The sequence below is a fragment of the Streptomyces sp. NPDC018026 genome (assembly GCF_044327745.1).
In the GTDB taxonomy this organism is placed as follows: domain Bacteria; phylum Actinomycetota; class Actinomycetes; order Streptomycetales; family Streptomycetaceae; genus Streptomyces; species Streptomyces rubrogriseus.
The window spans coordinates 728,145-753,653 of record NZ_JBIRFY010000001.1; the positions used below are offsets into that span (position 1 = coordinate 728,145).

Consider the following 25,509-nt stretch of genomic DNA (forward strand, 5'->3'; position numbering starts at 1 on the left):
GAGGGGTACGGCGAGGTGGAAGACACACAACGGGGTGCGGGGGAGCGGGACACGCTCGGGCTCCTTCGCGAACTGGCCGAGCGGGGCGTCACGGTGCGCTCCCGCCGCGGCAGACTGTCCGTCGACGCCCCACCGGACGCCCCCCGGGACCTCCTGGACCGCCTCACGGCCGCGAAGGAGCCGGTCCTCGCGGCGATCACCGCCCACCCCGGCCTGCCCGGCCCGCGGGTCGCCGCCGCGGACCCGGAGCCCCGGCCGTCCGGGCGCCCCTTCCCGGTGACCGACCTCCAGAGCGCCTACCAGGTCGGCGAGTCCGACTTCCCCGAACTGGCCACCCCGGCGTACATCGCGCACGGCTTCGAGGTCCCGGATCTCGACACCGGACGCTGGCACGGCGCGCTGCGCATGGTCCTCACCCGGCACGAGATGCTCCGCGCCGCGGTGGGCCCGGACGGCCGCCAACGCGTCGTCCCGCTCGACGACGACTGGGGCCCGGCCCTGGTCGACTGGAGCCACCTCGACGCCGCCGACGCCCGCGCGGCCTTCCACCTGGAACGGGAGACGGCGGCCGCACTCCTGCCCGGCCTGACGGACGGCCCCCAACTGGGCTGCGCGGTCTACTCCGCCCAAGGCACCACCTTCGTCCTGCTCTGTCTGCGGCTGTTCGTCCTGGACGCCCGCTCCATCGGGCTGCTCTGCCGCGACCTGGCCGACGCCTACGAGGGGCGGGCGTTCGCCGACCCGCCCGTGGAACCCGGGTACTTCGCCCGGTACACCGAGGCCCTCGCCGCCCACCGGGACAGCCAGGCCCACCGCAACGCGGTCGCGCACTGGCAGCGCCGGACGCCCGCCCTGCCCGGCCCGCCGACCCCGCCGACCCTGACTCGCCCGGCCCGGGCCCGCTTCGCCCGGGTCCGCCACCGGCTGCCCGCACCCGGGTGGGCGGCGCTGCGCGAACGGGCCCGCGGCGCCGGGCTGTCGGCCAACTCCGTGCTGTGCGCCGCCTACGCCGAGGTGCTGCGCCGCTGGTCGGGGCGGCCCTCCTTCACCCTCACCGTCCTCGTCGCCACCCGCGCCATGCTGGCCGCCGACCCGGACGGCACCGACCCCGCCCCGGCCGCGTGCGTGGGGAACTTCGGCAGCACGCTGCTGCTGGAGTGCGACGGCACCGGCGACACCTTCGCCGAGCGCGCCGGGGCCCTGCAACGGCGGCTGATGGCGGACCTGCCGCACACGTGGCTGTCCGGGGTGGAGGTGGCCCGCCGGGCCCGCCGGGAGAGCCCCGGGGCCGCCGTGGGCAGCCCGTTCGTCTTCGCCTCGGGACTCGACGACTCGGCGTCCGACGCGCTGCCCCCGCACCTGCGGGCCGAGGGGTGGGAGCTGGTCTTCAAGTCCATGCACACCCCGCAGGTCCTCCTCGACCACCAGGTCTCCGAGGAGGACGGCGAACTCGTCTGCACCTTCGACCACGTGGCCGAGGCCTTCCCCGAGGGCCTGGTCGACGAGCTGGCGGCGGCCCACGCCGACCTGCTGCGCCGCCTGTCCGGGCACGACGCCCCCTGGGCCGCCCCGCACCCGCCCCCGCTGCCCGGGGCCCTGCTGGCCGCGCGCACCGACGCCAACCGCACCGCGCGCGACCTCCCGGGCGGCGGGGTCCTGGACGGGCTGCGCGAGGGCGCCGCGCGCACCCCCGACCGCGCGGCCCTCCACGGCGCGGACGGCAGGACCACCTACCGCGAGGCCGCGGACCGGGTGGGGCGCACGGCCGCCGCGCTGGCCGCCTCCGGGGCGGCACCCGGCGAACTCGTCGGCGTGCTGGCGCGCAAGAGCCCCGGCCAGTACCTCGCCGCGCTCTCGGTCGTCGCGGCCGGCGGCGCCTACGTACCGCTCGGCGTGGACTGGCCGCCCGCCCGGCTCGACGCGCTGCTCGCCCGGCACGGCATCGGCAGGGTGCTGGCCGACGCCGAGGGGGCACGGCTCCTCGCCGAGCTGGAACGGCCCGTCCACGTGCTCGCCCTCGACGCCCCCGGGCACCCCGGCGAGCCGCTGCCGCTGCCGGTGCCCGCCCCCGACGACCTCGCCTACGTCATCTTCACCTCGGGCTCCACCGGTACCCCCAAGGGCGTCGCGATCCCGCACGGCGGGCTGCTCAACACCGTCCAGGACATGGTGGAGCGCTTCGGCGTCGGCCCGGACGACCGGCTGCTTTCGCTGTCCGAACTGCACTTCGACCTCTCGGCCTTCGACCTGTTCGGCGCCCTGTGCGCGGGCGCGACCGTCGTCGTGCCGCCCTGCGCGGCCCGCCCCGACCCCGACCTGTGGGCACACTGGGTGCGGCACAGCGGCGCCACCGTCTGGAACACCGTCCCGGCACTCCTCGACATGCTCCTCGACCACCTCGGTGACGAACGCGCCGCCGACGTCCTGGGCGGACTGCGACTGGTCCTGCTCAGCGGCGACTGGATTCCGCTCGGCCTGCCCGACCGCGTCCGGCGGGCCGCGCCCAAGGCCGAGGTGGTTGCCCTGGGCGGCGCCACCGAGGCGTCCATCTGGTCCAACTACCACGTCGTGGACCGGATCGACCCGTCCTGGAAGTCCGTGCCGTACGGGCTGCCGCTGGCCAACCAGCGCTACCACGTCCTCGACGCGGACGCGGACTTCGCGGACGTGCCCCACTGGGTGCCCGGCGAACTCTTCATCGCCGGTGACGGCCTGGCCACGGCCTACTACGGGCAGCCCGAACTGACCGCGGCCCGCTTTCCCACCCACCCCCGCACCGGCGAGCGCCTGTACCGCACCGGCGACCACGCCCGCTACCGGCCCGACGGCACCCTGGAGTTCCTCGGCCGCCTCGACAGCCAGGCCAAGGTGCGCGGCTACCGGGTGGACCTCCTGGAGGTCGAGCAGCAACTGGCGGCGCAGCCCGGCGTGCGGGCCGCGGCCTGCGTCGTCAGCGGCACCGGTGCCGCCGCCCGCCTGATCGCCTTCCTCGTCGCCGAGGAGGGCGGCGGTCCGGGCACCGCCGGCGGTCCGGACACCGACGGCGAGCCGGTCCCGGGTCCGGCGGCGCTGCGCGCCCGGCTGGGCACCACCCTGCCCTCGTACGCGGTGCCCAGCGCCTTCCACACCGTCGCCGCCCTCCCGCTGACCGCCAACGGCAAGCGCGACGCCCGCGCGCTGCTCGCCCTCGCGGAGGAACACGCGGCGGGGACCGGGAGCGGGGCCGCCGACCGGGCCGCCGCGTCCGGCCCCGCACCGCGCACCGAGCGGGAGTCGGCGCTGGCCCGGCTGTGGCAGGAGGTGTGCGGCACGGCCGTCCGGTCGGTCGACGACGACTTCTTCGCCAGCGGCGGCAGCTCCGTCTCCGCGGTGCGGCTGGTCCGGCGGATCGAGGAGGAGTTCGGCGTCCGGCTGCCGCTGTCCAGCCTCTTCGAGGCCAGCACCGTCGCGCGGCAGGACGCGCTGCTCGACCGGCACGTCGACACCCTGCTCGTGCCGGTCAGACCCGGCGACGGGACGGCCGTGGTCCTGGTCCACCCGGTGGGCGGACACCTCCTCGGCTACCGCGCCCTGATCGACGCGCTGCCCGCCCCGTACGCGGTGTACGGCCTGCAGGCCCCGCCCACCGGCCGGCTCCCCGCGACCCTGCCCGAACTGGCGGCGCGGTACGCGCGGGCGGTCGCGGCCCTGGAGCGGCCCGTCCACCTCCTCGGCTGGTCGATGGGCGGCGTCCTCGCCGCGGAGACCGCCCGCCGCACCGACCTGGTCCAGTGCCTCTCACTGACCCTGGTCGACAGCTTCGTGGCCGCCACCGACGGCGCGGACCTGGACGAACGGGCCGCCGCGACCGGGTTCTTCACCGACTACCTCGGCCAGCTGGAGGGCGCCACGGAGATCGCCGTACCGGCCGGCCACCCGGACCCCTTCGGACACCTCGCCGCCACCCACCTGCCCCGGGAGCCGGCCGACGCCCTGCGCGGCCTCTACGACCAGTACCGCGCCCTGTACCGGCTGCTGCTCGACCACCGACCGCGGCCCCTGCCGCGGGACTGCCCGCTCCTGGTCGTACCGGCCGAGCGGGAACGGCCCGACGCCTTCGGGGGCCTGACGCCGCTGCACCTGCACCCGGCCGGTCTCGTCCCGCCCGGCGCACGGGTCGCCCCCCTGCCCGAGACGCACTACTCCGTGGTCCGCGACGGTGCCGCCCGGCGACTCGCGGAACTCTTTCACACCCGTACAGCGAAGGGATCGGCATGACGAGCAGAACGCTCAAGGACATCGTGGTCCTCGGCGAGTCCGAGCCGGAGAACGTGCGCCAGGTGCGCAAGGGCCCGGACCGCTGGATCTCCGGCGAGCTGGCCATCACCAACACCCTGCACTTCACCAGCCCCGACGGGGCCTTCACCTCGGGCATCTGGGAGAGCACCCCGGGCAAGTTCCGCGCGGTGTACGAGGAGGACGAGTTCTACCACATGCTCCACGGCCGGGTGGTCATCGCCGACGACGACGGCAACGCCCGCACCTTCGTCCCCGGCGACACCATCGTCGTCCCCGCCGGATTCACCGGCACCTGGGAGGTCCTGGAGCCCACCAAGAAGTTCTACGCCCACTACCGGCCGCTGGACGACGACCGCACCGGCCCCGCCGTCCAGGCCGGCTGACCCGGCGGAGAGGAACACCATGACCACTGCCCCGCGCGGGGGACACCCGCACCACCGGCTGCTCGGCGTCGGCTACGGGCCCTCACACCTGTCCATGAGCGCGCTGCACGCCTCGGCCGGACCGGCCGCCGCCGGGACGTCCCTGCACTTCCTGGAGTCCAGGGACGCCTTCTCCTGGCACCCCGACATGCTGCTGCCCGGCGCCCGCATGCAGGTCGCCTTCCTGAAGGACCTGGTGACCCCCCGGGACCCGACCAGCCCGTACAGCTTCGCCAACTACCTGGTGTCCAAGGGCCGGCTGGAACCCTTCCTCAACCTGGGCACGCTCAACCCGACCCGGCGCGAGTACGTCGACTACTTCCGCTGGGCGGCCGACCGGCTCGCCGGCTACGTCACCTACGGCAGCACCGCCGAGGCGATCCGCCCGGTCACCGGCCCCGACGGACGGGTCACCCGCCTGGAGGTGGACCACCGCGGCCCGGACGGCACCCGGCACACCGTCTCCGCCGACCACGTGTCCCTGGCACCCGGCGGCACCCCGATCGTCCCGCCCGGCGTCGAGCCCGGCACCCTCCGGGAGGGCACCGTCCTGCACAGCAGCTCCTTCCTGGGCGGCATCCGGCCCTTCCACGACCGCGGCCGCGAACTGCCCTACCGCTTCCTGGTGGTGGGCGCCGGACAGAGCGCCGCGGAGATCTTCCAGTACCTGGCCGGCCAGTTCCCGGCGGCGGACGTCACCCTGGCGCACCGCGGGTTCGCGCTGATGCCCGCCAACAGCAGCGCGCTGGCCAACGCCATCTTCGATCCGGCCGCCGTCGACCTGTTCCACGGCGCAGGACCCGAGCGCCGCCGCGGCATCCTCACGGAGCTGAAGGCCACCAACTACGCCGCCGTGGACGACGAGGACATCACCGCCGTCGCCGCACTGCTCTACGACCAGCAGGTGCACGGCGGTCAGCGGCTGCGCCTGAGCCGGTTCACCGAACTGACCGGTGCCCGCGCCGAGGACGGCCTGGTCACCGCCACCCTGCGCGACCTGCTCACCGGCGAGGAACGCGGCGAGCGCCACGACGCGGTCGTGCTGGCCACCGGCTACGACTTCCGCGAGGCGCGCGGCCTGCTGACCGGCGTCGACCCGTACCTGCTCAGGGACGGTGACGGCGAACTGCTCGTCGACCGCGACTACTCGGTACGCACCGACGAGAGCTTCGCACCGCGGATCTTCCTGCACGGCGCCGCCGAACACACCCACGGCCTGACCAGCACCCTGCTGTCGCTGCTCGCCCACCGCGCCGGAGACATCCTCGACGCCGTCCTCGACACCCCGGCCGCCGGCCACCAAGAGCTCGCCACCCCACTGCTCGAAGGAGTCCACGCATGAGCGGCATCCGGATCCAGCGGCGGGCCGACGCCCTCGTCAAGGAGGAGTACGGCTGCGCGTTCCGCCGCATCCTGCCCTGGGAGTCCAGCGGACCCTCGGACACCGGCATGGGCGTGTGCACCGTCGCACCCGGCACGGCCACCACCCCGCACTCGCACGAGGACCACGAGCACTTCTACGTGGTGCGCGGCAGCGGCCACGCCGAGGTCGACGGGGAGCGTACCCGGATCGCCGCGGGCGACGCCCTGGTGGTCGGCGCCCACCAGCGCCACCACTTCGAGAACGCCTCGGACACCGAGGAGCTGGAGATGGTGTCGGTCTGGTCCCTCGGCCCCTTCGGCGCCGCCCCGGCCGCCGGGCAGGACCACGGGGAGGACCGATGACACCGGCCCCGCGCCGCTTCCTGGTCACCGCCACACCCCCCACCACCAACGGCGACCTGCACGTCGGCCACCTCTCCGGGCCCTACCTGGGCGCCGACGTGTTCAGCCGCGCCCAGCGGATGCTGGGACACACCGTCCTGTACGCGTCCGGCGGCGACGACCACCAGACGTACGTGGTCACCACGGCCGAGCGGCTGGGCCTGGACCCGGTGGAGCTGGCGGCGCGCTGTAACCGCGAGATCGTCGCCACGCTGGAACTGGCCGGCATCGACATCGACGCGTTCACCAGCCCCGACGACGCCTATCGCGCCGAGGTGCGGGAGTTCTTCACCGGCCTGTACCGGGCGGGCCGGCTCAAGACCCGCACCTGGACCTTCCCGTACTGCGGGCGGAGCGGCCGGTACCTGCTGGAGGCCTTCGCCACCGGGTACTGCCCCGAGTGCCTGGTCGGCACCTGCGGGGCGATCTGCGAGAACTGCGGCCACCCCAACGACGTCGACTCGCTGCTCTTCCCCACGAGCACCGGCGCCGGGCCCGCCACCACCACCCAGCCGCGCGAGACGGAGATCCTGGTCCTGCCGCTGGAGGAGTACCGGGAGCAGTTCACCGAGTTCTACCGCGCCCGGCGGGCCACGATGCGCCCGCACGTGCTGCGCTTCGTCGACGAGATGCTCTCCCGGCCGCTGCCCGACTTCCCGGTCAGCTACCCGGCGGACTGGGGCATCCCGGTCGGCATCGACGGCTTCGACGGCCAGGTCTTCAACGTCTGGGCCGAGATGCTGCCGGGCCTGAGGCACATGGCGGAGGCCGCGCGGGCCCGCCGCACCCCCGCGACGCCGCCCGGCGTGTGGGCCGCGGACTCGGGCTTCGAACTCGTGCAGTTCCTCGGCTACGACAACACGTTCTACTTCGCCTTCGCCCACCTCGGGCTCACCTTCGCGCACGGCGGACTGACCGAGCCGGCCGCGATCGTGACCAACGAGTTCTACCAGCTGGACGGGGCCAAGTTCTCCACCAGCCGCCGCCACCTCGTCTGGGCCCGCGACCTGGTGGGCAAGTACGGCGCGGACAACGTGCGTTTCCACCTCGCGCTCGGCAACCCGGAGCACCAGCCCGCCAACTTCACCGAGGCCGACTTCCTGGACACCATACGCACCCGGCTGCACCAGCCGATCCAGAGCGTCGCGGCGGCCCTGGCCCCGCACACCGGGCGGCCCGTGACGGCCGGGCCGGGGACCGGCGCGCTCCTGGACCGCTACCGCGACCGGATGCGGCGGGCCTACACGCTGGAGACCTTCTCGATGCGGCAGGCCGCCGAGACCACCGCGAACCTGCTCGCGCTGCTCGCCGCCAGGGCGCCGGACGACCCCGGGCTCGCCGTCACCGGTCTCCGGGCCGCCGCCGAGCACGCCGCGCCCCTGGTGCCGGGCCTCGCGGCCGCCGTCGAGGCCCGGTACACGGCCGCGGCGCCGGGCACCGTGCCGGACCTGGCCGACCTCCTGCCCGTCACCCTCTGACCGCACCGCACCGCACCGCACCGCCCGCACCGCACCGCCTCGGCCCTCCCCTTCCCCTCCCGCGACCCCTAGGGCAGAACCCATGCACATCGCGTTCGTCGACTCCAACCCCGCCGCGCTCGAAGCCATCCGGCTGGCCAAGGAGGCCGGTCACCGGGTGACGTACCTCCAGTCCGCCGACCCGTTCTATCCGCCCACCGAGAAGAACCTGCGGATCGTCGGCTCGGTGGACCACCTGGTCGACAACCTCGTCACCACCGACGCCGAGACCGTCACCCGGGTCCTCGCCGCCCGCCACGCGGCCGACCCCATCGACGTGGTCACCGCCCAGCTGGAGCTGAGCGCCGAGGCCGTCGCCGTCGCCTGCCGGGAACTGGGCCTGCGCGGCACGGCGACCGACGGCGTCCTCACCGCCCGCCGCAAGGACCGGTGCCGGGCCGCCCTGGACCGGGCCGGGCTCGCCTCCGCGCGCCACGCGCTGGCCGAGACCGAGGAGGCGGCCCTCGCCGCGGCCGAGGAGATCGGCTACCCGGTGATCCTCAAGCCGCCGTCGGGCGCGGACAGCCTGCTCTCCTGCGTGGCCACCAACCCCGAGGAGGCCGCCGCCGGCTGCCGCGGGGTGCTGACCGGACTGGACGCGGTGCCCGTGCAGTGGCACGAGCAGTTCACCCGCGGCATCCTCGTCGAGGAGTACCTGGTCGGCACCCTGGTCTCGGTCGAACTGGGCGCCAGGGACGGGGAGTTCTTCCCCTTCGCGGTCTCGGGGCGGTTCCGCTGGGCCGAGGACGAGGTGGTGGAACTGGGCTCCTACATCCCCGCGGCGCTCTCCGAGGAAGAGACCGGTGCCTGCGTCGCCTACGCCGCCGACGTGTGCCGGGCGATCGGCCTGGACCTGGGCGTCTTCCATCTGGAGATCATGGTGACCGAGCGCGGGCCGGTCCTGGTCGAGGTCAACCCCCGGGTGATGGGCGGCGCCCTGCCCACCATCTACCGGCACGCCACCGGCACCGACATCTTCTCCGGACTGCTGGCGATCCTGGAACCCGGCGCCGAGGTGGCGCTGCCCGGCGCGCTGGACGGCTGCGTCGGCGGGCGCAAGGTGATGGCCCGCGACGGCGGCACCCTCGCCCCCGGCGCCTCGCTGGACCGGATCGCCGACCGGCCCGGCGTCCTGGAGGTCGTCGGCTTCGACAGCTACGGCACCGGACCCGGCCGGACGGTGGGCGCCGGACAGATCGTGGCCCGCTTCATGCTGCGCGGGCCGGACCATCCGTCCGTGGTTCGGACGGCCGAGCAGATCCTGCGCGGTTTGGAAGAAGATCTCGGTATTGCCCTGATGATCGGCGAGAAGGACTGACCATGACCTCCCCCTCCATCCCCTCCTCCGTGGGAGAGCAGCCCCGCCTGCCCGGCGCCCTGGACGGCCCCCGGCTGGCGGCGGCGGCCGCCGAGCACGGCACCCCGCTGTGGCTGTACGACGCCGCGACGATCCGCGCCCAGATCGACCGGCTGCGCCGTTTCGACGTCATCCGCTACGCGCAGAAGGCCTGCTCCAACCTGCACATCCTGCGCCTGATGCGCGAGGAGGGCGTCCACGTCGACGCCGTGTCGGAGGGCGAGATCGAGCGGGCGCTCGCGGCCGGTTACCGGGTCGGCGCGGACGACGAGCCGATCGTCTTCACCGCCGACCTGCTGAACCGCTCCACGCTGCGCCGGGTGGTCGAGCTGGGCATCCCCGTCAACGCGGGCTCCCCGCAGATGCTGGACCAGGTGGGCCGGGCGGCCCCCGGTCACCCGGTGTGGATCCGGATCAACCCGGGCTTCGGACACGGCCACAGCCGCAAGACCAACACCGGCGGCGAGCACAGCAAGCACGGCATCTGGCACGAGCACCTCGAAGAGAGCCTCGCGCTGGTCGACCGGCACGGGCTCGACCTGGTCGGCCTGCACATGCACATCGGCTCCGGGGTGGACTACGGTCACCTGGAGTCGGTCTGCGAGACCATGGTCAAGCAGGTCAGGATGGCCGGGCGGGACATCCGCGCCATCTCCGCCGGCGGCGGCCTCTCCGTGCCGTACACGCCGGGCGACCCGGAGATCGACACCGACCGCTACTTCGAACTCTGGGACGCCGCACGCCGGGAGCTGGTCTCCGAACTCGGCCACCCGGTGCGACTGGAGATCGAGCCGGGACGCTTCCTGGTGGCCGGCTCCGGAGTCCTGGCCGCCGAGGTGCGGGCCCACAAGCCCGTGGGCAGCAACTACTTCGTCCTGGTCGACGCCGGGTTCAACGACCTGATGCGGCCCGCGATGTACGGCAGCAACCACCGCGTCTCGGTGCTCGGCGCCGACGGCTCCCCCCGCCTCTCGGACGCCCGCGACACCGTCCTGGCGGGCCCGCTGTGCGAGTCGGGGGACGTCTTCACCCAGGTCGAGGGCGGGGACGTGGAACCGGTGCCGCTGCCCCGCACCGACGTCGGTGACCTGGTCGTCTTCCACGACACCGGCGCCTACGGCGCGAGCATGTCGTCCAACTACAACTCGCGGCCGCTCATCCCCGAGGTCCTGGTCGACGGCGCCGAGACCCGTCTGATCCGCCGCCGCCAGACGGTCGCCGAACTCCTGGCCCCGGAGCTGGAGCCCGGCCCGGCGCTCAGTCCTCGACCCAGCCGTGACTCTCGCTGAACTTCACGAGCGCGCCGCGGACGGCGAGGATCTGTTCCGCGGTCAACTGCGGACTCGCGGTCAGCAGGAGTTCCGTCACATCACGCCGGTACTCCTCGGGACTCAGCACATCGCACATCGGATGCCCGTTCTCGTCGGCCATCACGGTACGCGGCGCGGCCTCCGGGTGGCGCCGCGGAACCTGCTGCCGCGCGCCCTCGGCAAGCCGGATGTTCGATGCCTTGAGCCCCCGTTCACCTTCCTCCACCTCGAATTCCACGACCACGCCGGAACGCACGTACTCCTCGGGAACGAGGAGGTCGTTCACATGCAGGAAGACGTCCTCACCGCCGTCCTCCGGCGCGATGAACCCGTAGCCCCGCGTACCGTCGAAACGAACCACACGACCCGCGACCATGCGGACCCCCAACCTCTGGAAACCACACCCGTCCGGGGCCCTTCCCCGGAACCATGAGTGGATGTTAGAGGAAGAAGGGCCGCAGGGCGATCGGCGGCCCTCCCGGCGGCTGAGCCGGGCGGAGCGGGCGAGGACCACAGTGGCCCGCCGAAGGGGTCGGCCAGGACCTGCACGTTCATCCCGTGACGCTTGCGTTTCCCCGGGTTGTCAGCTCCCCGGGTTGTCAGCCCCTCACGGGTGCCGGTACTTGGTGACCTCCGGGTCCCTGGCCGTGTCGTCCGCGGCCCGCTGGATCCGCTCGATCGCCTCGGCGGGCCTGATGCGGTCCGCCATCATCTCCCCGATGAGACCGGCGATGACCTCACGGTTGAGCGTCTGGTACCAGTCGGTGCGCGGGGCGACGATGTTGCCGCCCGCCGCGGCCAGCATCGCGTCCGCGGAGGCCAGCCCGGAGGGCAGATCCATGCCTTCGAGGGCGCCCCGCACGGTGGTCAGCGACGACGAGTGCAGTGCGAAGTCCCGCGCGGTCCGCCGGGAGAGCATGAGCCGCAGCAGTTCGAAGGCGCCTTGCGGATGGCGCGCGGCGCGCGGAATCACATAGGCCTCGCCGACCTGCGCCCACACCGTGCCGAACGGCAGCGCGTCCCCGTCGTCGAGACCGGTCGGCGGGGCGACGGTCATCCCGAAGCCCTCGGGGGTGACGTCCTCGGTCTCCTTCTCCACCCAGGTCCCGTTGGGGATGAACAGCGCCTCGCCCCGTGCCCACGCCGCCTGCGACCCAACGTGGTCCAACTCCGGTGTTCCGGGCAGCACATACCCGCGGGCGGTGAGCTCGTGGTACGCCTCGAAGGCCTGCCGCACCGCCGGGTGCTTCCAGGCGTTGGGCTCCAGGTTGTCGATCGCCTTCAGTACGTCGACGCCGCCGATCTTGGCGATGAAGGGGTACAGCGTCCACTGCAGGTAGTACGGGTACGCGCCGGGATAGGTCCATCCGGTGATGCCTTCCTTCTTCGCCTCGGCGCACAGCGCGAGCATCTCGCTCCACGTCTTCGGGTAGGTCCAGCCGTGCTTGTCGAGCAGCCGCTGCGAGTACCAGACACCGAAGGCGGTGTAGGCGTAGTTGAGGGCCCACACCTCGTCGCCGCCGAAGCGGCCCTTCGCCGCTACTCCGGGTATCAGCGTCTCGCCGACGGTGCGGTGCGGGTCGTCGGGTGCGGGTGCGTCGAGCAGCGGCCGCAGGTCGGTGAGTTGTCCCGCCGCGGCCAGCGCCGCGGTGGGCAGCGATCCGGGACCGGTGTTGTCGAGCAGATCGGGCGGATTACCTTGGTCGAAGCGGTGCCGCAGGGCGGCCTGGATGTCTTCGACGGCGGTGTGGGTGATCCGCGCCGCGGGGTACGCCGCACGGTAGCGCTCCTCGGTGTCCAGGACGTATTGATCGCCGAGCCCGCCGTCGAAGACGACGACTTCCAGGCCCTCCGATTCCCGGACCCGGAACGGGTTTCCAGCCGCGTACTCGGTCATGTCTGAAACCTCCATGGATACGAATGAACGGAAACACGCCAACGGAAGGGTGCGGACGTGAACCTATAACGGATCCACACTCTTCCAGCATTTCAATGGTGGCGCTTGAGAGCCATCTGACCTGTGCATACGTACACTTCCGCAAGTCGGGATGCGCGGTTTCGGCAGTTTCGGCGGAATATCGACTGTGCATCTTTCGCGACCGCACTTCCGGCTTCCCGAAGACCGATTGACATACGTCTCACAGTGCCGGGATGCTGCATCATACGTATTGCTGTCAGCCTTCAAGGAAGGTGCTCGTGGCCGCTGATCTGCAAACTCACACATTCAAAGTCGACCACTTCGGGAACGATCTCCCGTACGTTCTTTCCGTGCCGGCCGGATACGGCGGGGACGAGACGGTCCGCTGGCCGCTCCTGCTCTTTCTGCACGGCGCGTCGGAGCGCGGCGACAACCCCGCGGTCCTCACCGCACACGGCCCGCTCAAGCAGCTGTCGCGGGGTGAGCAGCTGCCCTTTGTCGTGCTGGCGCCCCAGTGTCCCGCCTACAGCACCTGGGCCGCCGAGATCTCCGGGGTGTACGCACTCCTCGACCAGGTCGCCACGGAGTACCGGATCGACCCGGACCGGGTGTACGTGACCGGTCTGAGTATGGGCGGCGCCGGCAGCTGGGCGATCGCCGCGCGCTATCCGGACCGGTTCGCGGCCGCCGCGCCCATCTGCGGGTCGTGGCTGCCGGAGGCCGCCGACCGGATCGGCATGCTCCCCGTGTGGACCTTCCATGGCGAGGAGGACGACAACATCCCGGTCCTGCACACCGAGAAGATCGTCGACGCCCTGCACCGGCGCGGCAACCCCGCCCGGTTCACCCGCTATCCCGGCGTCGGGCACGACTCGTGGACCCGGACGTACGACGATCCCGAGGTCTACGCCTGGTTGCTCGCGCAACGCCGCGGCGCCTGACCGGCCCGCCGCACCCGGCGGCCTGCCGGTGGCGCCCTGCCACCGGCAGGCCGCCGCGTGCACGTGCCGTGCGTGTCCCGTGCGGTGCGTGTCCCGTGCGGTGCTCACAACGCCTCGCGGAGAAGGCGCAGTTCCTCCCGCAGGGTGGCGTTCTCCCGCTCCAGGCGGTCCACTTGCGCAAGGCGCCGCCGGGTGGGTTCGAGGACTTCGGACAGCTCCCGCTCGCTGAAGCGCGGGGTGATGTGGCGGTGACAGTTCCAGTCCCAGCCCTCGACGGCGACGACGACCAGCCGCTCCACCCGGCCCTCGGTACGCGTCGCCCGCAGCAGCGCGGCCAGTTCGGGGCGCTCGTCCTCGGTGCTGACGGTGGCGCGGCCGTACATCTTCAGGCGGGCCGCGCGCGCATGGTCCAGGAAGAACAGCGCGACCCGGTCGTCACCGCGGAGGTTCCCGGTGGTGATGTACTGCCGGTTGCCCCCGACGTCCGCGAAGGCGACCGTCCGCTCGTCCAGCACGTGCAGGAAGCCGGGCGGACCGCCGCGGAACTGGATGTACGGCCAGCCGGTCTCTCCCACGCTGCCGAGGAGAAACCCGTCGAGACCGGCGAGGAAGGCCGCCTCTGCCGGGCCCAGCGGGTCGCGGCGGTCGGCCGGGGCGCGCAGCCGGCGGCCCGCCGCGAGGGCGCTGCCCAGCTCGGCCTGGACCGCGCGTACGGTCGGCGTGTACGCGAGGTGTGCGTAGCGGCTCACGCGGACTTCACCGCCCGGCCGCGGCCCTGGGCATCGGAGCCGACCGGATCGACGAGCCCGGTCCGCGTCGCCACGACCCCCGCCTGGAAGCGGCTGCTCGCCGCCAAATCCTGCATGATCGAGGCGACATGGCGGCGGAAGGACCGCTCGGACAGTCCGATCCGGCGGGCGATCACCTCGTCCTTGATGCCGGACGCGAGCAGTTCCAGGATGGTGGCCCGCAGGTCGTCGCGGACGCCCGCGTAGCCGGCCGCACCGCCCTCCAGCGGGAACGCGGGCTCCCACCACTGGTCGTGCAGCCCGCCGAGGAACGCGGCCACCGTCGGCTCGTACACCGCGGCGACCCCGGTGCCGCCCTCGGCGGTGCCCTCGGCGGGCACGAACGCGACGGTACGGTCGAACACCAACGACCGCCCGTGCACCTCGCGCGAGGTGCGTACCGCCCCGCCCGCGTCGACCAGGTCCCGCACCCGGGAGCGGGTACCGGCGTCCCCGCGGGCGGTGTGCGGGTACAACACCCGTACCCGTACGCCGCGTTGCAGCGCTTCCAGGATCAGCGGATGCGCCTGCCGCAGCTCGGTGTGCTCCTGCGCCACGCAGGGCTGCATCAGCAGGATCTCCCGGGTGCAGCGCTGCGCCGCATCGAGGAGCCGCAGTGCGATCTCGTCCGCGTCGTCGGTGACGACGACCGTCCCGCCGTGCGGCCGGTTGCGGTGGCCGGCCTCGAAGGCCTTCATGAAGGACTGCAGCCGCCCCTTGACCCCGGCGAGGCGGCGCCGGTGGTCGTGCAGGGCAAGCTCCAGCGGTACCAGGAGTTCGATGCGTGCCGCCTCGGGGTCGACCGCGACCAGTTCCCCGGCGCCGCTCTCTTCCTCCTTGACCAACTGCAGTCCGCGCAGGACGTCCAGGGCCTCCTCGACGTCCTGCGCACGGGTGTTCAGGGCCCGTCCCACGGCGGCTCGGGTGACGCCGCCCTGGGCGAGAAGGTAGTCGTAGACCTGTACCGCCAAGGTGTCGACCGATGCGGGCAGCGAACCGGGTGCGGGGATGCTGGACAAAGTCACTTCCTCACGTCGTCACCGGCGGGTCGCGGGCCGTCGGGCTCGGCGGCGCGCAACTGCCGGATGGCGGGTACGGCGAGCAGCAGAGCGCTGCACAGCAGGCCGAGCACGGTCGCCCACGCCATCAGCGCGCGCGAGCCGACCAGCGAGGACAGCGGGCCCGCCAGGGAACGGCCCAGGGCCATGGAGACGAGCGAGCCGGCCACGTCGTAGGCGTAGACCCGGTTGAGCAGGTCGGCGGGGATCTGGGTCTGCACCGTGGTGGTCCAGATGACCGCCCAGAAGGCGAGCCCCGCCCCGGCCACCGCCCACACCAGGCAGAGCACCACGACGTGCGGGTCGATCGCGGTCACCGCCGGGAACAGGGCGTACAGCGCCCAGCCGGCCGAGCCCACGGCGAGCGGGCGGCTGCTGCGTACCTTGATGGCGACCAGGCCGCCGAGCACCCCGCCGCCGCCGAGCGCGGCCATACCGATGCCGAGGCCGGTCGAGCCCAGGTGGTCGACGATCAGGTCGGCGCCGACCGGGAGCGAGACACCGGCGACGAAGCAGCCGTACAGGAGGAAGGTGGAGATGACGCCCCACAGCCAGGGGCGGGAGCGGAACTCCGCCCATCCTGTGGCCAGTTGGCGCAGCATCGACTCGGAGGCGACGGCCTGCGCCTGGTTCAGGCGCAGGCCGAACAGGCAGGCGCCGCTGACCGCGTAGGTCGCGGCGTAGATCGCGAAGACGGTGCCCGCTCCGGAGAAGCCGACCAGGGCCCCGGCGAGCGCCGGGCCGAGGACGCCGACCGTCGACTCGGCGATGCGCAGGACTCCGTTGGCCCGCTGCACATCGGAGGCGACCTGCGGGACCATGCTGGCGACGCCGGGCTGGAAGAGGGCGGTGGCGCAGCCGGAGAGGAACTGCAGCCCCACCACGGCCCACAGCGAGATATGGCCGGTGACGAACATGACGGCCATCACGGCCTGGATGACGAGGCGCACCATATCGGCGATGACCATCATGCGCCGCGGTGTGAACCGGTCGGCCAGGACTCCGCCGAAGAGCATGCACAGCGCCAGGGCTCCCATCCAGGCGCCGAGGGCGTAGCCGACGCCCGCGTTGCCGTAACCGGCATCGAGGAGGCCCACGGAGAGGGCGACCGGCAGCATCGCGTCGCCGAGCAGCGAGCTCGTGCGGGCGCCGAAGTAGAGGCGGAAGTTGGTGGTCCGCAACGGCCCGCGGGCGGCGTCCGCCGCTTCGGTACGCGGTTCGGCCTCGGTGCTCATGCCTCGTCACCTTCCGTGCTGCGTCCGCCCATTTGACGGCGTCCGGTGGTTTCGCCGAGGACGGGCAGTGCGGACCAGGCCGCCGGGTCGCCCGCGTCGCCGTCCGGCGCTGCCGCATGGAGCAGGTACTGGTGGGGGGCGAGTGCCGTGACGCGTCCGGGCAGCGCCGCCAGCGTGCGTTCGTGGACGTCCTGTGGGTCGGCCGGCGCCGGCAGGTGGCACACCAGGCGGTGCCCGAGGCGCTCGTCGGGCACGGCGGTCACCAGGTGCGGGGCATCCCCCAGGACGTCCGAGAGCAGTGCCCGTACGGCATCCAGCTCGATCCACGAGTGATCACTGAGGAACCAGCCCGCGCCCCGCTCCACGGGCTGCAGCGTGGTCAGGGACGGCAGGTCCTTCAGCGCGAACACGCCCTCGGCAGCCACCTCCAGGAGCCGCAGCAGGGCCCGGCCGAACTCCTCGGCCTCGGCCGTGTCCAGGGTCGTGGGGTCGACCCACAGCGCGAGTTCGAACTCCTCGTCCATCCGGTACAGGCAGGCGAAGAACCGGCAGGGGATGTCCTCGGCGGGCAGCCAGGAGACGCTGTCGGCGCGCTCCGGGTCCTCCCCGGGCGGCGGCTGGTGGCCGGGGATCCACACGGCGGGCAGCCTGCCGCGCGCGGACTGGTCGGGCGACTCGGCCGCGGTGGCCAGCGCGCTCATGTCGTTGAACACCAGGTCGCGGGCGAAGCTGATGCCGCGTTCGGCGCTGACGCCGTTGATGACCTGCCACACGGCGGTCGGGTCGAACCAGCTGCTGCGGTACGCCGGGAGCGCCGCGGACCGGACCTTGTGCACGACGTCGTCGAAGCTGTCCAGGCCGTCGAACTCGACCGGGAGCAGCGCGTCCTGGGACAGCGAGCCGAAGAAGCCACGGAGCTTGCGCACCACCCGGTTCCCGGACAGTGAGGTGGTGACCACCGTGCGGTGTCCGGTGCGGTGCCCGAGCAGCGCCGTGAGCGCGGCGAGTGCCACCGCGGAGGTGCTGGCACCGGTCCGCTCGGCGATCGCCTCGAGGTGGCGGGGGGCGGTGCGGGAGCGGATGCTCAGCCCCGCGTGCAGCCACGAGGTCTTGGCGGGGGCGTGGTGCGAGGGGGTGAACATGGCCTGTGGCACCCGTCGCAACTGGGCCTCCCAGTAGCGCAGCGCGCCCTCGCCCAGGCGCCGGATGCTCGCGCTCTGCTCCAGCTCGACCACTTCCACGGGCTGCAGGCCTGTGGGCGGCAGCGTGCGGCCCGCCACGAGGGCGCTCCACTCGGTGTGCAGGGTCTCGCAGGCGGCGACGTCCATGGCGGCGTGCGTGACGACCCAGACCAGGTGAAGCGGGGTGCCGCCCTCGGTCACCACGGCGGCGCGGAAGGGGAGTTCACCGGCGAGGTCGAAGACGCGGGACCGAAGCCTGCGCGCAGTCTGCTCGGCGACGGCCAGCGGGCCGCCGGCGGCCTCGTCCGCCGCGATCAGCTCGACCGCGAACTCTCCGTCGCCCGCGACCTGTTGCACGGGAGGTGTGGTGAGCACGTAGGTGGTACGCAGCGCTTCGTGCCGTGTGACGAGGAGGTGCAGAAGCTCCGCGATCCGCTCCGGGCCACCGGAGCCGGGGGCGTCGAAGACCATCGCGAGATTGAGCCGGGTGGGGTCGTCGTCGATGGTGATGGCACGCACGATGTTGGCGTGCCCGAACGACAACGGCCCACTGCGGCTGGGCAGACCGGAAAAGGACACAGTGAACTGCGACAAGGAGTCACCTCGTTGGGGGGGGAGGGGGACGAATGATGGAGCGGGGGCAGGACAGACACACAGCGGCCCCGGAGGGAATCAGGGCAACGACAGGCCGGTACCGGACGGGATGCGCGCCGGGGACCAACAGGTCCGGGAAGTACCCCGTTGACGTACGGCAGTCCGGATCAGCCCTTGCGCGAGGCGGGTGCCGAGCTCCCGCGCCGACCCGCGATCGCCGTGCCCGCAGTCGGACACGGCGGGGCCGACTCCGTCGCTCGGCGCGGCGAAGCACCCCCCGGTGACCACGAGGTCCCCGGGGTCCGCCATGTCCCTCCCGGTGCGTGTGGCGCCGGTGATCTCCACGCGGCTTCTCCCTTCAACAGCCGGTACCTCTCAGGACTGGTCTGTACCTTTCGACTGAGAGCGTACGGAGGGCTGTTGGACACCTGGCCACAGTGCGGCCATAGCGGCGAGCCCTCTTGCAGGCGCCGCGCTTCCTCTCTCCTCAAGCCACTGACCTGCCGGGATGCCGCACCGCCGGAACCGGCGCCGGTCGGGGCGGCAGAAAGCTCAACGCCTCCCACCGGCAGCTCCCCGCCCCTACGCGCGGGCAGCTCCCCGCCCGCGCGGGCCGGTCCGGCCGATGGCGAAGTCCCGATAGCCGGCGATCCCCATCTCCCGGAAGAGCAGCAGGGCTTGGCGGCGGTGTCCGAAGGCGAGGTCCGGCCTGCCGCGCGCTCCATACCCCCCGGCGAGGATCACCAGGCTGCGGGCCTCGCCGGGCCGGTGCCCCGTCTGCCGGTGCATCGCCAGGGCCAGGCCCGCCTCCTCGATGGCCTCGTCGGTGTCGCCGAGCCGCAGCCGGGCCAGGGCCAGGGCGTGCAGGGCGCTGGCCTCGAGGACCTGGAACTCCGCCTCCCGGGCCTGTTCCAGGGCCTGACCCGCGATGGCCAGGGCCTCCTCGGGCGCATCGTGGCGCGCCGCGAGGGTGGCCAGGGCGATCAGCGCGGTGGCATGCGGGTAGCGGTCGTTGACCCGTTCGGCCAGCTGCAGCGTCACCCGGTAGCTGTCCGCCGCCGCTCCCTCCCCGGCCCGTTCCTGGGCGGCACCCATCGCCAACCAGGCGTTCGCCTCGAGCCGCGGGTCCTGCAGAGCCTGCGCGCTGGCGATGGCGTCCTGCGCCAGGCGCAGCCCACGCACGTGATCGCCCATGTCCGAGTGGGCCACTGACAGCGAGCTCAGCGCCACGGTCCGGCTCGCCATGTTTCCGCCCTCGGCATGTACGGCCAAGGCCCGGTCCAGCATCTCGATGGCCAGGGCGGGACGGCCCATGGCCCGGTGCACGACCCCCAGGTTGGTCCGCACGATCGCGGCCCCGCCGGGCGAGCCGAGCTCGTCGCGGAGCCGGGCCGCCTGTGTGTAGTGGTCCACCGCCTCGTGCAGCCGCCCCAGCTTCCAGCAGATCAGGCCCAGGTTCATGAGGTCCTCGGCGGCCCCGGGCCCGGCGTTGCGGGGCGTGAGGTCGCGGGCCCGGGAGAGGCAGAGCGAGGCCTTGGCCATCGCGCCGTTCTCCAGGTGCGCCCGGCCGATCCGCCGCAGGGCCACGGCCTGACCTTGCCGCCACCCGCATGCCTCGGCGACCTCGAGGGCGTGGGCGTACTCCCGCTCGGCGTCGGCGTTGTGGCCGCGCCCCCAGTGGCAGTCGGCGAGCCTCAGCCGCGCCGCCGACTCGGCCCGCGGCTCCCCGTCCGCGACCGCGGCCACGAGCCCGGCTCTCGCGACGGCGAGCCGGTCGGCGGTGTGCATACCGAGGGAGAGGAAGCCGTGCAGGGCCTGGGCAAGTCGCCGGGCCACCGCGTGGTGCCCGTTGTCGACCGCGTACCGGACGGTGCTGACCAGGTTGTCGCGTTCGGCCGTGAGCCACTCGGTGGCCTGCACGGCGTCGGCGGGGCCATGCCTGACCGCGGCGGGCCGCGGGGGCTCGCAGGTGTGCAGCAGGCCGTCCGGGTACAGGAGTTCCGCGGCGTCCTCGGTGCGCGTCAGATACCAGTCGAGGAGCCTCAGTACTGCCTGGGGCTCCTCGTCGCCGGCGAGTTCACGGGCGTACGACCGGAGCAGGTCATGCAGGCCGAAGCGGCCCGGTGTCGGCTCCTGGACCAGATGGGAGTGGGCGAGGCGGCGCAGCAGCCGGCTCGCCTGCGCGGCAGGTGCGCCGATCAGGGCGGTGGCTCCCTCGTCCGTGACGTCCGAGCCGGGTACGAGGCTGAGCAGCCGGAAGGCGCGGCGGGCGGGCTCCGGCAGCGCGAGGTAGGAGAGGTCGAACGCGGCCCGGACGGTGGAGCGTTCGTCGCCCTCCACTTGCAGCCCGCCGATCAGGCTGCCGCCCGCCAGCTCGGTGCAGTACCGGGCGATGCTCAGGGTGGGGTTGGCCATCAGGTTGGCCGCGGCGATCCGGAGGGCCAGTGGCAGCCCTCCGCACAGCTGGGCCAGGCGGACCACCGCGTCCGGTTCGGCGGTCGTGCGGGTCTCGCCGAGGATGCGGCCGAGCAGTGCCTGGGCCTCGAAGGCGTGCAGGACGTCGAGGCCCAGGCGCCGGGCGCCTTCGGTCGCGACCAGACCGGCCAGTTGGCTGCGCCCGGTGATGAGCACGCGGCAGCGGCTGCCGCCGGGCAGCAGCGGCCGCACCTGGTCCACGCTGCCCGCGTTGTCCAGGACGACGAGCATGCGCCGTCCGGCGAGGAGCGTGCGGTACAGGGCGGCCGCCTCCTCCTCGCCGGAGGGCACCCCGTCGGGGGGCACGCCCAGGGCGCGCAGGAAGCGGCCCAGGACGTCCGCGGGGCCGAGCTCCGGGAGCGGCGAGTGGCCGCGCAGGTCCACGAAGAGCTGGCCGTCCTCGAAGTGGTCCCGGTGCGCTTGGGCCCATTCGAGGGCCAGGGCCGTCTTGCCGACACCGGGCGGCCCGACGACGGTCATCACGGTGCCGTGCACAGCGGGCTCCACGCCGAGCAAGGCGTCCAGCTCCCGCAGTTGGCGCTCGCGGCCGACGTACGCGGTGGTACCGGCGGGCAGTTGGGACGGCTTGGCCTGGACGGGGGCGGTCTGGGAGGAGGCGGCCTGAGCGGGGGCGGTCCGATCGAACCCTGCCTGCCCGAAGTCGGCCTCAGTGAAGGCCTCCCCGATGACGGCCGGACCGGTGGCAGCAGTCCGGCCGAAGGCGAGGGGACCCGTTGAGGCGAGGGCGGTTGCGGCGGGACCGGCGGCCGAGGTCGCCCCGCCGGGGTGCGTCCGCCGGGGCCGCGGGACCTGCTGTCTCAGCACGCGCAGATGCGCCTCCTGCAGCTCCCGGCCCGGCGTGATGCCGAGCTGGTCGTCGAGCCGCTGACGGAAGGTGCCGTACGCACGGAGCGCCGCCGCCTGCTCGCCACACCCGGCCAGCGTGAGCACCAGGCGGGCATGCACCCCCTCGTGCAGTGGTTCGCTGCCGGACAGTTCCCACAGCACAGGCACGGCCTGCTCCGGCCGCCCCAGGGTCAGGGACGCGTCGGCGTACCGCAGCGCGGCCTCCACCCGCTGCTCGGTGGCGAATACCGCGCTCGGATGCTGTTCGAAGAGCGGATCCACATCGCTGAGCACCGGCCCCCGCCAGCACTGCAGGGCGAGCGCGAGCGACTGGTGGGCGACCTCGAGATCGCCGACGTCGTGCGTCCGCCGCGCCCGCGCGACCAGATCCTGGAAGCGGCCCAGGTCGGTCTGGTTCGCCTCGGCGCGCAAGCGATATCCGCCCGGTACGCGTTCCACGCTGTGCGCGGCATTCTCGCCGCTGCCCATGCCGCTCCTGTTGTTGCCGCCACGACTGCTGTGGGCGTTGCCGGTGTCGTCCAAGGTCCTTTGCGGCTCCAGGAGCTGGCGCACCTGACTTACATAGGTATGGACCAGACTCCGCGAGGATTCCGGCGGGCCCGACGGCCACAGCGCATCCACGATCTCATGGTGCGTCGCGGGCTGCGGGGCTTTGAGGACCAGCAGCCCGAGGAGCTTCCGCAGCATCGGCCGGGTCACGGGAACGGCCGAATTTCCGCGTTCCACCGAAAGCGTCCCGAGTATGTGCACCCGAAAGCGCACGGCACTACTCTCGGTATTCCGCCGGGCCGCCGCATGGAGTTTCAGGGCCTCCGCGCTGGGCAAGTCCAAGGCCTCCGCAAGCCGTTGCAGGGTCCGCAGCTGCGGTCGCGCCACCCGGCCGCGTTCGATATCGCGCAGCGCGCGTGTACTCAGGCCCGCCCTGGCCGCCAACTCGCGCTGGCTCAGCCGGGCCCGGCTGCGCAGCGACTGGATGTGCCGCCCCATGGCAACCGAGTCGTTCACAGTGCGTACTCCCTCCCCTGGGACACCGTCCGGGCCGGAATCGACCGACGGACCGGCCGTCGGTCGACGGTAGCGGGTCTAGACCATTCGTGGACATGGATCAGGCACACAGGCCGCCTGGATCTGTGCACGTCCGGCCCCGGATCTGCGCACGTCCGGCCCCGGGCCGGCGCACTGTCCGGTCCCGGCCAGGCCGCTTCCGGGCGTTGAGCCGCTCTCGAGTGCCGCCCTAGATTCGTCGTCGACGACATCAACCCGAGCCGATCGGAGGCCTTTACTCCATGGTCAGCGAGGTCATCGACCGCAGTCCCCGATTCCAGGGAATACTGGACCGGCTGAGCGCGAAATCGATCGACGACTACTACAATCCGTACCGGATTTTCGAATGGCCCGATCAACTGCCGGAAGGCATGTGGTGGATGAGCCCGGAACTCACCACCGCGCATGACACCGAGCTCGCGGATTCGCTGAGCACCGAGCAGCTTCAGACGCTTTCCCGGTACGAGAGCATCAACTTCTACAGCCTGAATGTGCACGGCATCCGGGAGCTCCTTGTCGAAGTGGTCAACCGTATCCACACCAAGGGTTTCGAGGCGCCGTCGGAGTTCTTCCACCACTTCATCGGTGAGGAGAACGAACACATGTGGTTCTTCGCCGAGTTCTGCCTGCGTTACGGAAACGGGAAGATCTACCGGCAGCCGGCCGGCGGGAGCGGCGCGGTCCCCTCGCCGAAGGTGGAGAGCCTGCTGGTCTTCGCCCGGATCATGATCTTCGAGGAGCTGGTCGACCACTACAACTCCACGATGGCGGCCGACGAACGTCTGCACGAGACGATCCGCGGCATCAACCGCATCCACCACCAGGACGAGTCCCGGCACATCGCCTTCGGCCGCGAACTGGTCCAGCTGCTCTTCGAGGACGTGCGGCGCACCGCCACAGAGGCCGAACTGGACGGTATCTCAGAGTACTTGAAGCGCTACATGACCCACAGCTTCGAGTCGATGTACCACCCCCAGGTCTACCGCGACGCGGGCATCGACAACCCGCACGAGGTGCGCCGCACACTCCTTGCCTCACCTGCCCGGCACCGCGCCGAGGAGCGGACCTTCCGCAAGACGGCCAAGTTCCTCCAGAAGACGGGAATCATCCGGTGAACCGGCTGACCGGCAGCTCCGGCGCGCCCGCCCTGGCCATCCTCGGCCCAGGCGCCACCCGGCTCGTGCGCGAACTCGACCAGCTCTTCGCAGGCTGGGGCGTGGCGGCCGGTGCGGAGGAGATCAGTCCGCCGCCGCTGTATCCCGTGACCGACCTGGAGAAGTTCGACGTCTACGACAACTTCCCGCACCTCGCCTGGGTCGCGGGCGGTCTCGACCTGGACGGCGGTGACGTCAAGCCGGTGGACGGCGCCTTCGCCCCGTCCGGCCTGCGCGAGACCCGCTACGGCCTGCCGCACGCCACCTGCTACGGCGCGTACCTCTACCACGAGGGCACGGACCTGTCCGGCGACATCCTGGTGACGCTGGTCAACCGCTGCTTCCGCAACGAGGACCACTACGGCGGGCTGCGCAGGCTGGCCAGCTTCCAGATGCGCGAGATCGTCGCCCTCGGCAGCTATGAGCACACCCAGCAGGTCATCGCCCGGTTCACCGAACGCATCGAGGCCTTCGCCGAGGCGCTGGGCCTGGGCCTCACCCGGGAGGCGGCCAGCGACCCGTTCTTCAAGAACGACGGCGCCCGCGCCCTGTTGGCCAAGCTCAGCCCGGTCAAGTACGAGTTCCAGTACGGGGACCTGGCCATCGCCTCGGTCAACACACACCGCAACTTCTTCGGCGAGCGCTGCGACATCCGCCTGCCGGCGGGCGAGCACGCCTTCACCTCCTGTGTGGCCTTCGGTCTCGAACGCTGGCTCGCCGTCCTGTCCGAGGTACACGACACCGATCTGAGCGCCGCTCTGGCAGCGGTGCGCGGCGCGGCCGCCGCCGTGGGTCCGGCCCCAGCGGCATGACCGGGCCCGCCCCGGCAGCCGTCGCGCCGGCGCCGATCACCGTCGCACTGCCACGGATCGGTGTCGACCTGGTGCCGCTCTCCCGGATCCCCCAGCTCCGCGAGCCGCCGTCGGCACCGGCCCTGCACCGCATGCTCACCCCCGCAGAGCTCCGGCTGTCCGACGAGGCGGGCGCCGCGGGGCGGCTGGCGGCCAAGGAGGCCGTGTTCAAGCTGTTCGGCACGCCCGGCGGACCGGTCCCCTGGCTCTCGACCGAGATCCTGCCGGGCCCCGGCGGCCGGCCCACGCTCCGGCTGACCGGGCGGGCCGCCCGCCTGGCGCGGGAGGTGGGGCTCGGGCCGGTCGACCTCAGCATCAGCCACGACGGCGGCTGGGCCGTCGCCGTGGCGGTCGCGGTCATCACCTCACCCACGCCACCAACCGCACTCATCTCCGCCACTCAAGAAGCAACTGAATCAAGAAGCAACCGAACGAAGGGAATCGCCATGAGCTCCGCCGTGGACACCACAGGGATCGACAAGGTCAGGGACTGGATCCTCGGACGCCACCCCGACCGCTCCGAACTGGCCTACGACGTCAACATCATCGAGAACCGCCTCGTCGACTCGCTCGCCTTCGTCGAGCTGGTCTACGCGATCGAGGACGCCAGCGGCCAGGAGATCGACTTCGACACCATCGACGTCGAGGACTTCCAGTCCCTGGCCACCATCCAACGGGCCTTCTTCTCCTGACCGTTCTGCCCGTGACCCAGACCGCCGCCACCGCCGGCTGTCTTCGCCCGCTGTCTTTTGCCG

General features: G+C 72.5%; 18 protein-coding genes and 2 pseudogenes. 11 read left to right on the forward strand and 9 right to left on the reverse strand.

The features are described 5' to 3' along the window. The first annotated feature begins 15 nt into the window (after positions 1-15). The 7 genes from ACH4D3_RS02960 to lysA all read left to right on the forward strand — a co-directional run bounded on the left by ACH4D3_RS02960 (position 16) and on the right by lysA (position 10,627). Entirely contained in the window at positions 16-4,257 is a 4,242-nt protein-coding gene (locus ACH4D3_RS02960; RefSeq protein WP_398315690.1) for an amino acid adenylation domain-containing protein, read from the forward strand. Then, positions 4,254-4,661: a cupin domain-containing protein gene (locus tag ACH4D3_RS02965; RefSeq protein WP_398315692.1), complete on the forward strand. Its 408-nt coding sequence runs from the start codon at positions 4,254-4,256 to the stop codon at positions 4,659-4,661. The genes ACH4D3_RS02960 and ACH4D3_RS02965 overlap by 4 nt, the downstream gene beginning before the upstream one ends. Positions 4,662-4,680: 19 nt before the next feature. After that, entirely contained in the window at positions 4,681-6,042 is a 1,362-nt protein-coding gene (locus ACH4D3_RS02970) for a lysine N(6)-hydroxylase/L-ornithine N(5)-oxygenase family protein (protein WP_398315694.1), read from the forward strand. Next, positions 6,039-6,425, forward strand: a complete 387-nt coding sequence (locus ACH4D3_RS02975; RefSeq protein ID WP_398315695.1) for a cupin domain-containing protein — start codon at positions 6,039-6,041, stop codon at positions 6,423-6,425. The genes ACH4D3_RS02970 and ACH4D3_RS02975 overlap by 4 nt, the downstream gene beginning before the upstream one ends. Beyond that, entirely contained in the window at positions 6,422-7,942 is a 1,521-nt protein-coding gene (locus ACH4D3_RS02980; RefSeq protein WP_398315697.1) for a class I tRNA ligase family protein, read from the forward strand. The genes ACH4D3_RS02975 and ACH4D3_RS02980 overlap by 4 nt, the downstream gene beginning before the upstream one ends. A gap of 82 nt (positions 7,943-8,024) precedes the next feature. Beyond that, positions 8,025-9,299 carry an acetyl-CoA carboxylase biotin carboxylase subunit family protein gene (locus tag ACH4D3_RS02985; RefSeq protein ID WP_398315699.1) on the forward strand — a complete coding sequence of 425 codons (1,275 nt, stop codon included), beginning with the start codon at positions 8,025-8,027 and terminating at the stop codon, positions 9,297-9,299. Positions 9,300-9,301: 2 nt separating this feature from the next. Beyond that, positions 9,302-10,627 carry a diaminopimelate decarboxylase gene (gene lysA / locus ACH4D3_RS02990; RefSeq protein ID WP_398315701.1) on the forward strand — a complete coding sequence of 442 codons (1,326 nt, stop codon included), beginning with the start codon at positions 9,302-9,304 and terminating at the stop codon, positions 10,625-10,627. Here the strand turns inward: lysA and ACH4D3_RS02995 are convergent. From ACH4D3_RS02995 to ngcE, 3 genes and pseudogenes are all read right to left on the reverse strand, one after another. Then, positions 10,596-11,024, reverse strand: a complete 429-nt coding sequence (locus tag ACH4D3_RS02995) for a cold-shock protein (RefSeq protein WP_398315703.1) — start codon at positions 11,022-11,024, stop codon at positions 10,596-10,598. The two genes, lysA and ACH4D3_RS02995, sit on opposite strands and share 32 nt — an antisense overlap. Positions 11,025-11,134: 110 nt before the next feature. After that, positions 11,135-11,236: pseudogene (locus ACH4D3_RS03000) on the reverse strand (IS5/IS1182 family transposase); the annotation flags it as partial. 19 nt (positions 11,237-11,255) lie between these two features. After that, on the reverse strand, positions 11,256-12,545 hold the full coding sequence (ngcE, locus tag ACH4D3_RS03005) for an N-acetylglucosamine/diacetylchitobiose ABC transporter substrate-binding protein (RefSeq protein ID WP_398315705.1): 1,290 nt from the start codon (positions 12,543-12,545) through the stop codon (positions 11,256-11,258). A 371-nt stretch (positions 12,546-12,916) separates the two neighbouring features. On the opposite strand from ngcE, the gene ACH4D3_RS03010 reads away from it, so the two are divergent. Beyond that, positions 12,917-13,507, forward strand: a complete 591-nt coding sequence (locus ACH4D3_RS03010; RefSeq protein ID WP_385356073.1) for a prolyl oligopeptidase family serine peptidase — start codon at positions 12,917-12,919, stop codon at positions 13,505-13,507. Positions 13,508-13,611: 104 nt separating this feature from the next. On the opposite strand, the gene ACH4D3_RS03015 is transcribed toward ACH4D3_RS03010, so the two are convergent. From ACH4D3_RS03015 to ACH4D3_RS03040, 6 genes and pseudogenes are all read right to left on the reverse strand, one after another. Next, complete coding sequence (locus ACH4D3_RS03015) at positions 13,612-14,256, reverse strand: pyridoxamine 5'-phosphate oxidase family protein (RefSeq protein WP_398315708.1); 645 nt, start codon at positions 14,254-14,256, stop codon at positions 13,612-13,614. Then, positions 14,253-15,314, reverse strand: a complete 1,062-nt coding sequence (locus ACH4D3_RS03020) for a LuxR C-terminal-related transcriptional regulator (protein WP_398315709.1) — start codon at positions 15,312-15,314, stop codon at positions 14,253-14,255. Before ACH4D3_RS03020 ends, ACH4D3_RS03015 begins: the two co-directional genes overlap by 4 nt. A gap of 2 nt (positions 15,315-15,316) precedes the next feature. Continuing rightward, positions 15,317-16,588 (reverse strand): MFS transporter, encoded by a 1,272-nt coding sequence (locus ACH4D3_RS03025; protein WP_398315710.1) that lies wholly within the window; start codon positions 16,586-16,588, stop codon positions 15,317-15,319. Beyond that, positions 16,585-18,363, reverse strand: coding sequence for a condensation domain-containing protein (locus tag ACH4D3_RS03030; protein ID WP_398315712.1), 1,779 nt, complete (start codon positions 18,361-18,363; stop codon positions 16,585-16,587). The genes ACH4D3_RS03025 and ACH4D3_RS03030 overlap by 4 nt, the downstream gene beginning before the upstream one ends. 582 nt (positions 18,364-18,945) lie before the next feature. Further along, complete coding sequence (locus tag ACH4D3_RS03035; RefSeq protein WP_398316618.1) at positions 18,946-22,257, reverse strand: AfsR/SARP family transcriptional regulator; 3,312 nt, start codon at positions 22,255-22,257, stop codon at positions 18,946-18,948. Positions 22,258-22,566: 309 nt separating this feature from the next. Continuing rightward, a pseudogene (locus ACH4D3_RS03040) lies at positions 22,567-22,692 on the reverse strand (helix-turn-helix domain-containing protein); the annotation flags it as partial. A gap of 299 nt (positions 22,693-22,991) precedes the next feature. On the opposite strand from ACH4D3_RS03040, the gene ACH4D3_RS03045 reads away from it, so the two are divergent. Genes ACH4D3_RS03045 through ACH4D3_RS03055 form a run of 3 tightly spaced genes read left to right on the forward strand, consistent with a single transcriptional unit; the run spans position 22,992 to position 25,446 of the window. Beyond that, on the forward strand, positions 22,992-23,864 hold the full coding sequence (locus ACH4D3_RS03045; RefSeq protein WP_398315714.1) for a diiron oxygenase: 873 nt from the start codon (positions 22,992-22,994) through the stop codon (positions 23,862-23,864). A gap of 5 nt (positions 23,865-23,869) precedes the next feature. Then, complete coding sequence (locus ACH4D3_RS03050; protein ID WP_398316620.1) at positions 23,870-24,715, forward strand: hypothetical protein; 846 nt, start codon at positions 23,870-23,872, stop codon at positions 24,713-24,715. Further along, a complete protein-coding gene (locus ACH4D3_RS03055) occupies positions 24,712-25,446 on the forward strand; it encodes a 4'-phosphopantetheinyl transferase superfamily protein (RefSeq protein ID WP_398315716.1) in 735 nt (244 codons plus the stop codon). Before ACH4D3_RS03050 ends, ACH4D3_RS03055 begins: the two co-directional genes overlap by 4 nt. Positions 25,447-25,509: the final 63 nt, after the last annotated feature.